The following is a 17,195-nucleotide window of genomic DNA, read 5'->3' as shown; positions in this document are numbered from 1 at the left end:
GTAATGATGGTTTTAGAAGGAGCGAACGGAAAACGTAAGAAACCGGCTCACTCTTCTTCTAATTCTTTAAGAAATAGTTAATGTACGCTTATTAACTAAACGAGAATCTAAGTATAAGGAGTTTTTTCTTTGGCTAAAAAAATTAACAATGAGTACAATGATGCCTCTATCCAAGTCCTAGAAGGATTGGAAGCAGTGAGGAAAAGACCTGGTATGTATATCGGTTCAACCGATAGCCGTGGACTCCATCACTTAGTCTATGAAATTGTCGATAACGCAGTCGATGAAGCGTTATCTGGCTACGGGAATGAAATCAACGTAACTATCCAAAAAGATAATAGTATTTGTGTTGCAGACTCTGGCCGCGGAATGCCAACAGGGATGCATGCTTCTGGTATCCCAACAGTAGAAGTAATTTTTACTGTCTTACATGCGGGTGGTAAGTTTGGCCAAGGTGGCTATAAAACTTCAGGCGGACTCCATGGGGTGGGTGCCAGTGTTGTTAATGCCTTATCTAAGTGGTTAGAAGTTCATATTATTCGTGATGGCGTAGAATACATGGAACGATTTGAGGATGGCGGTAAACCAGTTGGTACCTTAAAAAAAATCGGCAAAACAAAAAAACGCAACGGTACCTCCGTTACTTTTTTACCTGACGACACCATTTTCTCTACGACAAATTTTTCTTACGAAATTTTAGCAGAACGTTTGAGAGAATCAGCTTTCTTATTAAAAGGCGTCAAAATTACTTTAACAGATGAACGTGGGGAAGAACCCAAAGAAGAGGTCTTCCACTACGAAGAAGGCATTAAAGAATTTGTTGCCTATCTAAATGAAGAAAAAGATACATTAACACCCGTTGTTTATTTTTCAGGAGCCAAAGAAGGTATTGAAGTTGAATTAGCTTACCAATACAACGATGGCTATTCTGAAAATGTTTTATCTTTCGTTAACAATGTCCGCACAAAAGATGGCGGTACCCACGAAGTCGGTATGAAAACGTCAATGACAAAGGCGTACAATGAATATGCACGGAAAGTGGGACTATTAAAAGAAAAAGATAAAAATTTAGAAGGTAGCGACTTCCGTGAAGGCTTAGCAGCCGTCCTTTCTATTCGAGTACCAGAAAACTTACTACAGTTCGAGGGCCAAACCAAAGGGAAATTAGGTACACCTTTAGCAAGAACCGTTGTCGACAACGTCGTAGGCGAACAAATGGGCTTCTATTTACAAGAAAACAGTGAAATGAGTCAATCATTAATTCGGAAAGCGATTAAAGCCCGTGAAGCCCGTGAAGCGGCTCGCAAAGCCCGTGAAGAAAGCCGGAACGGTAAAAAACGGAAAAAAGGCGAATCGTTACTTTCTGGAAAATTAACCCCGGCTCAATCCAGAAATCCTAAGAAAAATGAATTATATCTTGTCGAAGGAGACTCGGCCGGTGGTTCAGCAAAACAAGGACGCGATCGGAAGTTTCAAGCCATTTTACCGCTACGAGGAAAAGTCATTAATACGGAAAAAGCGAAAATGCAAGACATCTTGAAAAATGAAGAAATCAATACTATGATCTATACGATTGGCGCAGGCGTTGGTCCTGAATTTTCAATTGAAGATTGTAATTATGATAAAATCATCATCATGACCGATGCGGATACCGATGGTGCCCATATTCAAGTGTTGCTATTAACGTTCTTCTATCGTTATATGAAACCATTAATTGAAGCCGGCAAAGTCTACATTGCCTTACCACCTCTTTATAAAGTCTCTAAAGGAACTGGAAAAAAATCAGTCATTGAGTATGCTTGGACCGATGGTGAATTGGCAGAAGTGATTGATAAAGTTGGTAAAGGCTATATGCTCCAACGCTATAAAGGTTTGGGTGAAATGAATGCAGAACAACTTTGGGAAACAACGATGGATCCTGAAACTAGAACCTTAATTCGTGTTCGGATTGATGATGCAGCTCAAGCAGAACGCCGTGTGACCACATTAATGGGCGACAAAGTCGAACCTCGTCGAAAATGGATTGAACAACATGTTCAATTTACATTGGAAGAAGATGGCAGTATTTTAGATCGTTCAGAAGAAGACACTTCTGCACCAACAGGAGAACGCCTTTTAGATGCGGAAAAAACAAAAGAAGCAGAACAAACCGATGACACTGAAATCAGTTTGTTTGACATAGAGTAGGGAGTGACAATTTTGGAAAAACGCCAAGAAGTTCAAGAATTAACCCTTGAAGAAGTAATGGGCGATCGTTTTGGAAGATATTCCAAATACATCATTCAAGAACGGGCCCTACCAGATATTCGAGATGGGCTAAAACCAGTACAACGCCGCATTCTCTTTTCAATGAATAAAGACGGCAATACCTTTGATAAAGGCTTTCGTAAATCAGCAAAATCTGTCGGAAACATTATGGGGAATTATCATCCCCATGGCGACAGTAGTATTTATGAAGCGATGGTGCGTCTAAGTCAAGACTGGAAATTACGGGAAGTACTAATTGAAATGCACGGAAACAACGGAAGTATGGATGGCGACCCACCAGCGGCGATGCGTTATACAGAAGCTCGTTTATCACAGTTAAGTGGTGAGTTGTTAAAAGATATCGACAAAAATACCGTCGATTTCGTCTGGAATTTTGACGATACAGAAAAAGAACCCACTGTTTTACCAGCCAAATATCCTAATTTATTGGTAAACGGCTCAACGGGGATTTCAGCAGGCTATGCAACAGAAATTCCTACGCATAATTTAGCGGAAATCATTGATGGAACTGTGTATTTAATTGATCATCCTAATGCAAGTTTAGAGAAATTAATGGAATACATTCCAGGACCAGATTTCCCAACAGGTGGGATCCTACAAGGAAAAGCAGAAATTAAAAAAGCCTACGAAACCGGCCGTGGTAAAGTGATTTTACGTGCAAAGACAAAGATTGAGCCCTTAAAAGGCGGCAAACAACAAATTGTCATTTCTGAAATTCCTTATGAAGTCAACAAAGCAACGCTAGTGAAGAAGATGGATGAAATCCGTTTAAATAAAAAAGTAGACGGCATTGCCGAAGTTCGTGACGAAAGTGACAGAACTGGCTTGCAAATTGTTGTTGAACTAAAAAAAGATGTCAATGCAGAAGGTATTTTAAATTATCTATTTAAAAACACTGAATTGCAAATCAATTACAACTTTAACATGGTAGCCATCGACAACATGACCCCGCAACAAGTGGGACTAAAACGGATTTTAGAAAGTTACATTACGCACCGCAAATCAGTTATCATTAACCGTTGTCAATTTGAGTTGGACAAAGCTCGCAAACGTGAGCACATTGTTGCTGGTTTAATTAAAGCATTGTCTATCTTAGATAAAGTGATTGCAACAATTCGTGGCAGTAAAGATAAAAAAGATGCGAAGAAGAACTTAGTATCCGACTACGCGTTTACTGAAGAACAAGCAGAAGCAATCGTTACTTTACAGCTATACCGTTTAACCAATACGGATATTACTGATTTACAAGAAGAAGCGAAAACTTTAGAACAACAAATTGCTGAGTTATTGAACATTTTAAACAATGAAAAAGAACTATTCTCAGTCATGAAAAAAGAACTTCGCGAAGTTAAAAAGCAATATGGAAATCCGCGCTTAACTCAAATTGAAGAGGAAATCCAAGAAATCAAGATTGAAACAGCCGTGTTAGTTGCGCAGGAAGACGTGGTCGTAACCGTGACGCACGAAGGCTATATCAAGCGGAGTAGTATTCGTTCTTATACAGCATCAAAACCAGAAGAAATCGGCATGAAAGAAGGCGACTTTTTACTATATGCTGGCGAAGTCAATACATTAGATCATCTTTTACTAGTAACAAATAAAGGGAATATGATTTATCGCCCCGTCCATGAGTTGCCAGATTTACGCTGGAAAGAAATTGGCGAACATATTTCTCAAACCATTTTAAATCTTGCTATCGATGAATCGATTATTGCTGTATATCCTTATAAAGAGTTAAGTCCGACAAAAACCTTTGTTTTCATTACAAAAGCTGGCATGATTAAACAAACCAAAATGGCTGATTTTGAGCCTTGGCGCACTTATAAGAGCCGCCCGACATCTTGTATGAAATTAAAATCAGACCAAGATGAAATTACCAATGTTTATTTAACAAATGATCAAGACTTATTGGATGTTTTCCTCGTTAGCAATCGCGGTTTTGGCTTACGTTATCCATTATATGAAGTACCAGTCGTGGGTAGTAAAGCGGCTGGAGTTAAATCAATGAATCTCAAAGAAGACGATTATGTCGTTAATGGTTTACTGGTTCATTCTGAAGGGGATACACCGATTGTCATCGTTACCCAACGTGGCGGTGTTAAACGCATGTTAGCCCAAGAATTAACACAATTAGGAAGAGCAAAACGTGGATTAATGGTCTTACGGGAATTGAAGAAAAATCCACATCGTGTTGTCTTTATGTCTGAAAGTACCGATTTAGATTTATTAGTTACTACACAAAAAGGCACACAAGAAGTTATTCAGTCGAAAAACTATCCAATCAGTGAACGAACATCCAACGGTTCCTTTGTCATCGATGAACAAAAAGATGGCCAAGTAATGGAAGTCCACGAGATGCATTCTGCAGTGATTGAAGAAGAACAAACAAACTAAACTGTGTTATAAATATCTCCACAGCAGCCATCTGTATTAATACAGATGGCTGCTGTTTTTAATACAGAAGTACATTTTTCACAAGTGATAACAACTATAAATCGTTCTTATTTTCACAAGTATAAATGTTTATATATCAGCATTTAGAATCTTTGCTCCCCATTTATTTATTAAGAAAGTGCAATAAATAATAAAAAAACGCTTGCATCTAAAAGGTTATGTGTTATACTAATCACATAAAGCTGTTACATACAATAAAGTAGCAGTTAACTAAGGAGGCAAACACTTCATGAAACAATGGGAAGGCTTTAAAGGCGACAAATGGAGAACAAGCGTTGACACTCGTGATTTTATTCAAAACAACTACACAGAGTACAAAGGCGACGACAGTTTCTTAGAACCAATCGCTCCAAGCACTGACAAATTATGGACAAAACTACAAGAATTATTTGAAATCCAACATGAAAAAAATGGCGTTTATGACATGGATAGCGATATCCCAGCAACTATTACGTCACATGAACCTGGTTACTTAATCAAAGAAGAAGAAAAAATTGTCGGTTTACAAACAGATGTACCATTAAAACAAGCATTTATGCCATTCGGTGGTATTAAAATGGCGAACAATGCCTTAGTTTCAAATGGTTATGAAACTGACGAAGAAATGACAAAAATCTTCACAGAATACAGAAAAACACATAACCAAGGTGTTTTTGATGCCTACACAGCTGAAATGCGTTTAGCACGTAAAAACAAAATCATTACTGGTCTTCCAGATGCTTATGGCCGTGGCCGTATTATCGGTGACTATCGTCGTATCGCATTATACGGTATCGACTACTTAATGGAACAAAAGAAAAAAGATCATGATAACACTGGTAACAAAGAAATGACAGACGATGTTATTCGCTTACGTGAAGAAATTTCTGAACAATACCGTGCGTTAAATGACTTAAAACAAATGGCTGCTTCTTATGGTTTCGATATTTCTCGTCCTGCTGCAAATGCGCAAGAAGCAATCCAATGGTTATACTTTGGTTACCTAGGTGCCATTAAATCTCAAAATGGTGCGGCAATGTCAATTGGTCGTATCTCAGCATTCTTAGACATCTATATCCAACGTGACTTAGAAGCTGGTTTAATCACTGAATTTGAAGCACAAGAAATGATTGACCATTTAATCATGAAATTACGTATGGTTAAATTTGCACGGACACCAGAATACAACCAATTATTCTCTGGTTATCCAATTTGGGCAACATTATCTATTGCTGGTATGGGTATTGACGGTCGTTCATTAGTTACCAAAAATGACTTCCGTATCTTACACACCTTAACAAACATGGGACCATCTCCAGAACCGAACTTAACTGTATTGTATTCTTCTCACTTACCAGAAGGCTTCAGAACATATGCAGCTAAAATCGCGAAAGAAAGCTCATCTATCCAATTTGAAAACGATGACTTATTACGTGAAAACTGGGGTTCTGACGACTGCGCAATCGCATGTTGTGTTTCTGCAACAGTTATGGGTAAAGATATGCAATTCTTCGGCGCTCGTGCGAACTTAGCGAAAGCTGTTCTTTATGCAATTAACGGCGGGGTCGACGAAAAAACTAAAATGCAAGTAGCACCAAAATATCGTCCAATGACTGGTGACAAATTAGATTACCATGAATTCATGGAACGCTATAAAGACATCTTAGACTGGTTAGCTGAATTGTACGTTAACACATTAAACATTATTCATTACATGCATGATAAATATGCATATGAAGCACCACAATTAGCTTTAATGGATACTGATTTACAACGGACATTCGCAACTGGTATTGCCGGAATCTCTCATGCGACTGATAGTATCATGGCAATTAAACACGGTGAAGTAGAAGTAATCCGTGACGAAGATGGTATGGCAATTGATTATGTACCAACAAAAGAATTCCCAACATACGGAAACGATAACGAAGAAGCCGATGCAATGGCTAACTGGATTTTAGATTACTTTATGACACAAATTAAACGTCAACACACATACCGTAACTCTAAACCAACGACTTCATTATTAACAATCACTTCAAACGTTGTTTATGGTAAAGCAACAGGGAACACGCCTGACGGACGTCGTGCCGGCAAACCTCTTGCACCAGGTGCGAACCCAAGTTATCAAGACGGTAAATTCTTAGGTGAGAAAAATGGCTTATTAGCTTCATTAAACTCAACAGCTCGTTTAGAATATACAATCGCTTTAGATGGTATTTCTAATACACAAACCATCAACCCTAATGGTTTAGGTAAAGACGACGACACAAGAATTAACAACTTACGTAACGTATTAGATGGCTACTTCGATAAAGGTGGTTACCACTTAAACGTAAACGTATTTACAAACGAATTATTATTAGATGCACAAGCACATCCAGAAAAATATCCAAACTTAACTATCCGTGTATCTGGATATGCCGTGAAATTCCGTGACTTAACTCCTGAACAACAAGCAGACGTTATTTCAAGAACTTCACACGACAGACTATAAAAAACATTTACATTATTTAACTGAAAGGGTGACATTTAACGTGTCATCCTTTTCGTTTGAAAGAAGAGGGATCATTATGACAACACCAGTTACAGGTAGAATTCATTCAACAGAAAATTTTGGTACCGTTGATGGTCCAGGTGTCCGTTTTATCGTATTTACACAAGGGTGTCGCATGAGATGTCAATTCTGTCATAATCCAGATACTTGGAAAATTGGTTCCGGTGGTCGTGTGGTGACGACTGACGAAGTATTAGAGGAAGCATTACGTTTTCGCTCTTATTGGGGCGAAAAGGGTGGTATCACTGTCAGTGGTGGTGAGCCGCTATTGCAAATGGACTTTTTAATCGATTTATTTAAAAAAGCCAAAGCACAAGGCATTCATACAACCTTAGATACGTGTGGTAAACCTTTTACTCGGGAAGAACCCTTCATTAGTCAATTTGATGAATTGATGAAGTACACAGATTTACTCTTATTCGACATCAAACATATTGATAACGAGCAGCATAAACTGTTAACAACGCAATCAAATGATAATATTTTGGAAATGGCTACCTATTTATCTGAAATTGACAAACCTGTTTGGATTCGCCACGTATTGGTGCCTCAACGTAGTGATTACGACGAATATTTAATCCGTCTGGATGCCTTCATAAAAACATTAAACAATGTAGATAAAGTTGAAGTGCTTCCTTATCATACGATGGGCAAGTACAAATGGGAAGAACTAGGTATTCCTTATCCATTAGAAGGAATTGAGCCTCCTAAAAATGATCGTGTTGAAAATGCGAAAAAACTACTACATGTCGAGGACTATCAAGGTTATCTAGCACGTTAACAAACGAAAAAATAGAAAAGAAGACAATTTTTTTGTTGTTTCTTTTCTATTTTTTGTTATCATTAAGAGTGAATCAAAACCAAGGAGTGTGTATTATGTCAAAAATTTTAGTTTTTGGACACCAAAATCCTGATACAGATGCTATCGGAGCAGCAATTAGTTTTGCTTACTTACAAAAAGAATTAGGAAAAGAGACAGAAGCTGTCGCTTTAGGAACACCAAGTGAAGAAACACAATATGCCTTAGATTACTTCAATATTGAAGCACCACGTGTTGTCACTGAAGCAGCTAGCGAAACAAACCAAGTCATGTTAGTGGATCATAACGAATTCCAACAAAGCATTTCAGATATCGCTGAAGTAAACATTTTAGCAGTAGTGGATCATCACCGGATTGCCAACTTCGAAACAGCAGATCCATTGTATTATCGTGCAGAACCAGTAGGGTGTACCAGTACAATCATCTATAAAATGTTTAAAGAAAATAACGTGACAATTCCAGCTCAAATTGCTGGTATGATGGTCTCAGCGATTATTTCTGATACATTATTATTTAAATCACCAACTTGCACACAAGAAGACATCGATGCAGCGCACGCCCTAGCTGATATTGCTGAAATTAATTTAGAAGGCTATGGTCTTGACTTATTAAAAGCAGGAACAAATTTAAGCGATAAATCAGCTGAAGTTCTTTTAGATTTAGATGCTAAGAGCTTCCCAATGAACGGCAAAACAGTTCGCGTTGCCCAAGTAAATACCGTCGACTTAGCAGAAGTTTTAGATCGTCAAGCTGAATTAGAAGCAGCTATGGCCGCAGAAAATGCAGCCAATAATTATGACTTGTTTGTCTTAATTATTACGAATATCTTAGACAGTGATTCTGAATTATTAGCGATTGGTGCGGAACAAGCCAAAATTGAAGCAGCGTTCAATGTAACACTAGTTAACAATCGTGCGTTCTTACCAGGCGTTGTTTCTCGTAAAAAACAAGTAGTACCACAATTAACAGAAGTCTTTAACTAAAACCGTAAGCGCCTAAGCAACGCGATAAATTCCTTGTTGCTTAGGCGCTTCAATAGTAAAGGGGCGTTAACATGAATGATTTAGCAATTTACTATCATTCTCCGCAACAAACGAAACAATACAATCATTTGCTCAACCAATCACTTTTTTTCCCTCTTGTTACTTTTATGTATGAACATCGGGAAGAAAGAATCATTTTAAGACAATTAAAAGCGGCCTTTGCAACAGAAGCCAAGTTAGAACAATTTTTATCAGAAATGATTGATTGTCAGTTAATCATTCGGGAAAATCGTCAATATCGTTTGAATTTTCCTATTTATACGGCAGCTGAAGTTGCGAGTTTGACCTTGGCTGAAGACGAACTTCCTAAGTTTAAAGGAACTGTAACAGAGCAATTATTTTGGCTAGCTGAATCTTTTTGGCCACAAGTGTTTCCAGAAGAGGAAGACTATTTTTTTGGCGTGAGCGGTGGCCTCTCATTTTATCAAAAACAAAGATTGGCGTCGGCACAACTATCTATAATTACGCTTGAAAAAGAAAAGACAGAGGTTCCAACAATGCCTCGTTATTTTGATTACTTGGGCAAAGAGCAATCCTTGCCAGAAGCCTTCAGCGCTTTATATGACTTGCTAGGGGACGTAAATCCTGAATACTATCTTTCGCAAGCGAGAAGAGTCATTAAACAAGCTCTGCGAGGCCGCAAAGTCAGTACTGTGCCTAATATTTTTCAAGAAAGTTTGCACTTGACCCAAGTGATTACGATTGACCAGGACCACTTAAAACTCCTTTTACCAGTAGCAACGGAACAAGCCGAGCCTTTAGAAGCACAGTCGGATATTCTAGCATTTTATTATGAAAAAATTGCTAACCGATCGGCCATCGAACGCTTAATTTTTATGCAACAATTGATTGAGCAACTAGGTATGAACTCTCTAAGTTATCTTAGAATACATTAAAGTTACGATAATTTTATTATGTAAACTGAAAATCGATAACAAGAAATGACGCCGCTTCTTAGTGAGAAATGGCGTCATTTCTTTTGCGAACTTTTTTCGTCCAAAAACCACCAGAAATGAACTTAGGCTCATAGGAAATGATAAATGCTCTCGGCTCTAATTGATTGATTAATTTGTACAATGTACGTTCGTTTTTTCTTGGGGAAAGAATTTCTAAAACCATTCGTTCTCCTTCGCGTCCGTAGGCAACACTTTGTGTAACACCATAGCCGTGTTCACGAAGTGTTTCTGGTAAATGAAATTGTTCAGTAGTAGAAGGTAGGATAACCGATACCATAATATAACCCAAGGCCAAATAGTCTTCGATTTTAATTCCTACACTAATGCCAACAGCGTAACCAAGCGCATAAACAAGTAAATTTAAAGGATTGTCTAACCGATTCAGAACCATACTCAGCCCTAAGACATAAATTGTTATTTCAGCCATACTAACCAGCGGTGCAATAACCCGATAACCTTTCATCGTTAACATAAAACGAATAGTATTTAAGGTAATATACGCAAAATTAATGATAAAAATCATAGCTAACATTTTCAAATCAACGACCATAAAATAAGTACCTCTTTTCAAAATCTTTACATCCAGCCCTCATTATAGTACAGAAAAACTGAGAATCAAAGGCGAAACACTTATAGAAATGAATTCTTTTTTGAATACTCGCTCATATTATTCGCCTAATTTAACTGTTATTTGATATAATCTTAGTATGAAGTAAAAAGGAGGTAAGCGATGAAAATTTTTGTTTGGATTTTGTTATTTTTATTAGTAATTAACGTTATTGCTGCCTTAATTACTGTTTTTAGAAAACCTCGTAGTATTTCCAGCGTTTTAGCATGGATGATGACGTTGATTTTCTTGCCTGGTATCGGCTTTATTATTTACTTATTCTGTGGGCGAGGTATCGATGGACAAGAAGTTTTTAAATTGTCTGATGATGAAAAACAAATGGTTCAACGAATTAAAGAAAAAGTGGACGTTGATAACAAAAAAGCAGGGCGCGATAAACGTTATGATTTACTTTATGATGCGAAAGTTTTAAATCGTTATTTCCGGAATATGGACGCATCACCGTTGGCCAAAAGAAATAGTTTGCAATTATTCACAGATGGCCAAGAAAAATTCCAAGCATTATTTGAAGATATTCGTGCAGCGAAAGAAACCGTTCATGTGGAGTATTATGCGTTTTTTAATGACACAATTGGCAATCAATTTTTAGATGTATTAATTGAAAAGTTGCATGAAGGCGTGGAAGTTTACTTAATTTACGATCCTTGGGGTTCACCCGGCGCAAATAAAAAGTTTTTTGCTCGTTACGTTGACGCTGGAGGAAAAGTAGCTCCCTTTATTACTTCTCGCGATATGATCCGTAAAACACGTCTAAATTATCACTTGCATCGGAAAATTGTTGTCATCGATGGGAAAATTGGCTGGACCGGCGGGTTCAATGTTGGGGATCAATATTTGAATGTCACCGAAAAATTTGGTTACTGGCGAGATACCCATATTCGTTTGGTCGGGACGGCCGTATTTTCATTGCAAGAGATATTTATCATGGATTGGAATGCTTCAGTCAAATATCCTGAAGAACGTATGACGTATCATGAAAAATATTTTAAATTACCAGAAGATCATGAAGTGGAGCATTTGTCCTTACAAGTTGTTTCAGATGGTCCTGATTCAGAAGAAGAAATTTTGAAAAGCGGGTTTGTTCGGATGATTTTTTCTGCAGAAAAGAGTGTCTGGATTCAAACACCGTATTTAATCCCTGACGATAGTATGATTAATGCGTTGTTAGTGGCGGTTCGTTCAGGTGTCGACGTGCGAATTATGATTCCTTGTATGCCTGACCATCCCTTTATTTACCGCGCAACACAATATTACGCGAATTACTTACACAAACGCGGCATTAAAATTTATATTTATGATAGTGGGTTTATTCATGCAAAAACAATGGTGATTGATGATGAATTAGCTATGGTTGGGACAACAAACCAAGATATTCGCAGTTATTCATTGAATTTTGAGGTAAGTACGTTTATTTACAATCCCGACATTGCGTGGATGTTAGCGCAAGTCTTTGAAGAAGATATAGAAAAAAGTGTCTTACTAACCGACGAGATAATTAAAAAACAAGGGTACTGGCTACGCTTCAAGCAAAACTTTTCACGCTTGTTGTCCCCAGTCTTGTAATCAAATAAATCAGCAGTGAATGTAGTAAACTACTATTTTCACTGCTGATTTTAGTAACAAAACACTGAAGTGGTCTACCTAATTCATTGATAATCCCTCTAAATAATGGTAAATTAAAAATAAATTCAATCAGCTATTCTATCGTGAGAAACATAGTTATTACGTAGATCAGATCAAAGGGACATTCACGACGAGCAAATATTGAGTGTGTTTGCTGAAACGTGCATGTGTGATTTGGTCTTTTTTATTGAGCTGTTATTTTATAGATAAGGAGTGGTCATCATGGACTACCAAGCAATAGCAAAAGAAATTTTGAAAGACGTAGGTGGCAAAGACAATATCGTGGATGTCACACATTGTTATACACGATTGCGTTTCGTATTGAAAGATACGAAACAAGCGAACAAAGAAGCCTTACTACAAACAGAAGGTGTCATTTCTGTTGTTGAAAGTGGCGGGCAGTATCAAGTGGTTTTAGGCAATAAAGTCGCGCATGTTTATAATGCTCTAGAACCTTTGTTGGCTAAGCAACTTACGACCAAAACATCTACAAAAGAAAAAAATTCATTAGCCAATCGAATTTTAAATACTGTTGCCGCGATTTTCACGCCTGTCGTACCAGCAATTGCCGCTTCTGGCATGTTAAAAGGAATTTTAGCTATTGCTGTGATGGTCGCAAACAATTTTTACCAGGTCGATTTAAAACCTTTGAATACGTATATTATTTTAAGCGCCGCTTCCGATGCACTTTTTTATTTTATGCCAGTTATTTTAGGTTATTCAGCTGCTAAGGTTTTCAAAACAAACGAATATATCGCCATGGTAATTGGTGCTACCTTATGTTATCCGACCATCGTTTCATTAATGACTGAAAAATCAGCGGTTACCTTGTTTGGATTACATGTGACCAAAGCCAATTACGTTTCCACAGTAATTCCTATTATTCTTGCAATTTTTATTTTAGCTTATGTGCAACGCTTTTTGGAAAAAGTCATTCCAGAAGTTCTAAAAATTATTATGGTTCCTACGCTGTCATTACTTTTAATGATTCCAGCCACTTTATTATTATTTGGACCGATAGGGATTTATTTAGGTGACGGCGTGAATTGGTTGTATTATTATATAATGAATTTGAGTCCCATCTTGTTAGGCGGTTTTATCGGCGGAATTTGGTGTGTCTTAGTCATTTTTGGGGCTCACCGTGGGCTTGTGCCAATTGGGATTAATGATGTCGCTCGAACAGGACGGCAAAATTTGCTAGCGTTTGCTGGTGCAGCGAACTTTTCTCAAGCGGGCGCCGCATTTGGCATGTTTGTCCGCACAAAAAATAAAAACTTGAAAGCTGTTGCTGCCTCTGCAACAGTGACTGCATTATTTGGTATCACAGAACCAGCCATTTATGGGGCAAACTTGCGGTTAAAAAAACCGATGATTTATGCGGTGGCTAGCGGAGCAGCAGGTGGGGCCTTAATGGGCTGGGGCGGTTCCTACGGGACAGCCTTCGCTAACCAAGGACTCTTGACCATCCCAGTTTACGCAGAAGCAGGAACCAAAGCCTTTATTTGTTATTTATTAGGTTGTGGCATTGCTTTTTTTGGTGCATTTCTATTAACGATTTTTCTAGGCTTTAATGATTTACCGCTTGACGAGTCACGTCAAGAACCCGGCTTAAAGACAGAGGTAGGGACAGTCAAAGAAAAACAACGGATTCAAGCACCTGTTCAAGGACAACTCGTATCTTTAGACCAAATCAACGATGAAGTCTTTGCTTCTCAACAAATGGGAAAAACGCTAGCTATTTATCCGACAGAGGAACAAATTGTTTCACCAGGAAATGGGCAAGTGACGGCTTTATATCCAACTCATCATGCAATTGGCTTAAAGTTAGACAATGGTGCTGAAATCCTCCTTCACATTGGAATCAATACAGTCGAATTAAAAGGGCGGGGATTTGAAACGTTCGTAAAAGTAGGAGAAAGGGTCAGACTAGGACAAAAACTGCTCTCTTTTGATAAACAAATCATCCAAGCTGCTGGTTATGATCCAACCGTCTTAGTCATCATAACAAATACTGCGGAAATGGCTATAATTGAGACAACCAAACAAACAGAGATTACACCACAAACAAATTTATTTTTCATGCAAGTAAAGGAGCAAAACTAATGGTTAAACAATTTAAGAACGATTTTTTATGGGGAGCTTCTTCCTCCGCTTTTCAAATTGAGGGCGCTTGGAATGAGGACGGCAAAGGCCTAACAGTCGCTGATTACAATTCTTTTAAAAAGTCAGCTGTACAAGCAGATACGAAAGTCGCCAGCGATTTTTACCATCGTTTCAAAGAGGACATTGCGTTAATGAAAGAATTAGGCTTAAAAACCTATCGTTTTTCTCTTTCATGGGCACGAATCATTCCAACAGGTGATGGCGAAATCAATCAAGCCGGCATCGATTTTTATAATACCGTCATTGATACACTTTTAGAAAACGATATTTTGCCGTTTGTCACACTTTATCATTTTGATTTACCTTTTGCGTTGGTGGAAAAATACAATGGTTGGGCGGATCGTCGCTGCGTTTCCGCATTTCAACGCTATGCGCAAGTTTGTTATCAAGCGTTTGGTGATCGAGTCAAAAATTGGCAAGTTACAAACGAACAAAACTTAATGATTCGTGTCGATGAACGAATGAATATGTACGACGTTGCACCAGAAAATGCTGAAAAAATTCGTGCACAAATGGATTACCATATGTTTGTTGCCCATGCGTTAGCGACGAATGATTGTCACCAATTGGTCGCTGGGGGAAAAGTCGGTCCCTCTGTTTCCTCAACGATGACTTATCCTAGTTCTAATAAGCCTGAAGATGTTTGGGCGGCTCGTATGAATGATAACTTTAAAACGAATTACGCTCTAGAAATGTATTGTTTTGGCGAATACCCAGGTTACTATCAAGAGTATTTGACCAAATGTGGCATTTATCCCGAAACACAGCCAGAAGATCAAGCAATTTTGAAAGCCGCTAAACCAGATTTTATCGCTCTTAATTATTATCGGACGTTAGTCGCTAGCTATTTACCGACAGATGAGCAACACCCATTGGGTACGAAAGAAAAGGACATTGATTTTGATCTATACGGTTATTTTAAAATCGAAAAAAATCAACATTTAAAAACCTCTAAGTATGGTGCCCAAATTGATCCAACTGGTCTACGTTTAGTTTTAAATGATTATTATCGTCAATACCGTTTGCCGTTAATCATTACAGAAAACGGCTTAGGCACACCAGATCACCTAACAGAGGACGGAAAAATTCATGATGATTATCGAATTGCGTATTTGCATGATCATATTGCTGCTTGTCATGCGGCTATTTCTGACGGCGTTGAGTTGTTTGGCTATTGCCCTTGGTCGGTCATGGATATTTTAAGTTCTCATCAAGGATTCAAAAAACGCTACGGTTTTATTTACGTCAATCGTGAAGACCATGAGTTAAAAGATTTACGACGCATTAAAAAAGATAGTTTTTATTGGTACCAATCAGTGATTAAAAATAATGGGTTACCAGAAGAATAGTGCCCAAAAAGGATCATCCATTGCATAAGTGGGTGATCCTTTTGTTTTCAAGTTCTCTCATTCCGTGTTAGACTTAAGTTAACAAACCCATTAAAGGTGGTGAGAGAGATGAATAATTACGATTTATGGAAATGGGCTGCCGGGAAACGAACCGAAAAAGATAAAAATGAAACCTATAGCGCCAAAAATTGGTGGTATGTTTTACTAATGCTCGGTGTATTTGTAGGGATCATGTTGTTGTATTATTTAATCTCTGTGCTTTGGAATTAAGGGGAAATGATAAAACAGACAAAAAGATGTTGTAATTTCGAATAAAAATTGTTATTATATGGATAAGAAGAAAACGATTGCAACAAGGGGTTGCAAGAAAAGAGTATGTCACTGGTTCGACCAGGCAGAACTCAACAGACAACTGTTATAAATCTTTACATGGGTTAAGGATGACAGTTTGTTTGTTGAGTTTTTTTCGCGGTTTTTTTATAGGAAGAAGGGGTTATATGAAAGTCAAACAAATACTAAATAACAATGTAGCGATTTTAACAAAAGGAACCAATGAGGTAATCGTCTATTCTAAAGGAATTGCTTTTCGAAAAAAAGTAGGCCAATCAGTTTCTAAAGAAGAAGTAGACAAAGTCTTTGTGTTAGACTCGGCAGATGTTTTAGAGCATTTTAGTTATTTGTTAGCGAATACAGAAGAATCATTATTTGAAATTGTTCGTAGCATTATTTTACGAGCGGAGGAGCTTTTTCAAAAAAAAGCAACTGATTACCTGTATTTAACGCTTTTAGATCATATTGATTACGCCCTGAAACGTGGTAAGAAAGGCCAATATATTTCCAATCCTCTTCTTTGGGAAGTACGGCGCTATTATCCGAAGTCCTATCAATTAGGAGTAGAAGTGGTGGAACGATTAAACAAAGAATACAACGTTTCATTTCCAGAAGACGAAGCTGCTTCAATTGCGTTACATTTGGTAAATATCCAAGAAGCTGTACAAAATAGCCAAGAGAATGAAAAAGTCACAGAAATTATGAAAGATATTGTGTCCATCGTTCAATACCATCTTGGTGCGCCAATGAATCATGAATCCATTAATTACACGCGTTTCATGCAGCATTTACAATACTTCGTCCAACGGATTTTAACCAATGATACGTATAGTGAAAACGATTCTGAGTTATATCAACAAATTTCACAGCTCTACCCAGAAGCTTATGGTGCGGTGAAAAAAATCGAATTGTATGTCATTGGCACTTTTGGAAAGCTGATTTCTGAAGATGAAAAAACATACTTAATGATGCACATTCATCGCATGACTGAACGAACAGAAAAGCGAAAAGAAAGCGATGTGTAG

Annotated in this window: 12 protein-coding genes; 11 read left to right on the top strand and 1 reads right to left on the bottom strand. The window is 37.8% G+C overall.

Going from position 1 to position 17,195, the window contains the following annotated elements:
- The first annotated feature begins 129 nt into the window (after positions 1–129).
- The 6 genes from parE (at position 130) to IGJ03_RS06380 (ending at position 10,017) form a co-directional block, all read left to right on the top strand.
- On the top strand, positions 130–2,187 hold the full coding sequence (gene parE / locus IGJ03_RS06405) for a DNA topoisomerase IV subunit B (RefSeq protein ID WP_085444255.1): 2,058 nt from the start codon (positions 130–132) through the stop codon (positions 2,185–2,187).
- A 12-nt stretch (positions 2,188–2,199) separates the two neighbouring features.
- The gene (parC, locus tag IGJ03_RS06400) at positions 2,200–4,662 is read left to right on the top strand and encodes a DNA topoisomerase IV subunit A (protein ID WP_002357527.1); all 2,463 of its coding nucleotides are present in this window, start codon (positions 2,200–2,202) and stop codon (positions 4,660–4,662) included.
- Positions 4,663–4,951: 289 nt separating this feature from the next.
- Positions 4,952–7,198, top strand: coding sequence for a formate C-acetyltransferase (gene pflB, locus IGJ03_RS06395; RefSeq protein WP_002357529.1), 2,247 nt, complete (start codon positions 4,952–4,954; stop codon positions 7,196–7,198).
- 76 nt (positions 7,199–7,274) lie between these two features.
- Entirely contained in the window at positions 7,275–8,039 is a 765-nt protein-coding gene (gene pflA, locus IGJ03_RS06390) for a pyruvate formate-lyase-activating protein (protein ID WP_002357530.1), read from the top strand.
- 95 nt (positions 8,040–8,134) lie between these two features.
- Entirely contained in the window at positions 8,135–9,061 is a 927-nt protein-coding gene (locus tag IGJ03_RS06385) for a manganese-dependent inorganic pyrophosphatase (RefSeq protein WP_002360265.1), read from the top strand.
- A gap of 71 nt (positions 9,062–9,132) precedes the next feature.
- Positions 9,133–10,017, top strand: a complete 885-nt coding sequence (locus tag IGJ03_RS06380) for a DUF1803 domain-containing protein (RefSeq protein ID WP_085444256.1) — start codon at positions 9,133–9,135, stop codon at positions 10,015–10,017.
- A gap of 58 nt (positions 10,018–10,075) precedes the next feature.
- Here the strand turns inward: IGJ03_RS06380 and IGJ03_RS06375 are convergent, their stop codons facing one another.
- Positions 10,076–10,627 carry a DUF2179 domain-containing protein gene (locus IGJ03_RS06375; RefSeq protein WP_002361848.1) on the bottom strand — a complete coding sequence of 184 codons (552 nt, stop codon included), beginning with the start codon at positions 10,625–10,627 and terminating at the stop codon, positions 10,076–10,078.
- A 180-nt stretch (positions 10,628–10,807) separates the two neighbouring features.
- Here IGJ03_RS06375 and cls point away from each other — a divergent pair, with 180 nt between their 5' ends.
- From cls to IGJ03_RS06350, 5 genes are all read left to right on the top strand, one after another.
- On the top strand, positions 10,808–12,268 hold the full coding sequence (gene cls / locus IGJ03_RS06370; protein WP_002371124.1) for a cardiolipin synthase: 1,461 nt from the start codon (positions 10,808–10,810) through the stop codon (positions 12,266–12,268).
- 282 nt (positions 12,269–12,550) lie between these two features.
- Positions 12,551–14,431, top strand: a complete 1,881-nt coding sequence (locus IGJ03_RS06365; protein ID WP_375804651.1) for a beta-glucoside-specific PTS transporter subunit IIABC — start codon at positions 12,551–12,553, stop codon at positions 14,429–14,431.
- Entirely contained in the window at positions 14,431–15,840 is a 1,410-nt protein-coding gene (locus IGJ03_RS06360) for a glycoside hydrolase family 1 protein (RefSeq protein ID WP_270785439.1), read from the top strand. The genes IGJ03_RS06365 and IGJ03_RS06360 overlap by 1 nt, the downstream gene beginning before the upstream one ends.
- Positions 15,841–15,948: 108 nt before the next feature.
- The gene (locus IGJ03_RS06355) at positions 15,949–16,110 is read left to right on the top strand and encodes a hypothetical protein (protein ID WP_002361843.1); all 162 of its coding nucleotides are present in this window, start codon (positions 15,949–15,951) and stop codon (positions 16,108–16,110) included.
- A 227-nt stretch (positions 16,111–16,337) separates the two neighbouring features.
- A complete protein-coding gene (locus IGJ03_RS06350) occupies positions 16,338–17,195 on the top strand; it encodes a PRD domain-containing protein (protein ID WP_002381901.1) in 858 nt (285 codons plus the stop codon).

Origin of the sequence: Enterococcus sp. DIV1315a, assembly GCF_051712325.1 — a bacterium.
Taxonomy (GTDB): domain Bacteria; phylum Bacillota; class Bacilli; order Lactobacillales; family Enterococcaceae; genus Enterococcus; species Enterococcus faecalis.
Note: the sequence above shows the minus strand (reverse complement) of the source record. Positions and strands in the feature narration are given on the sequence as shown.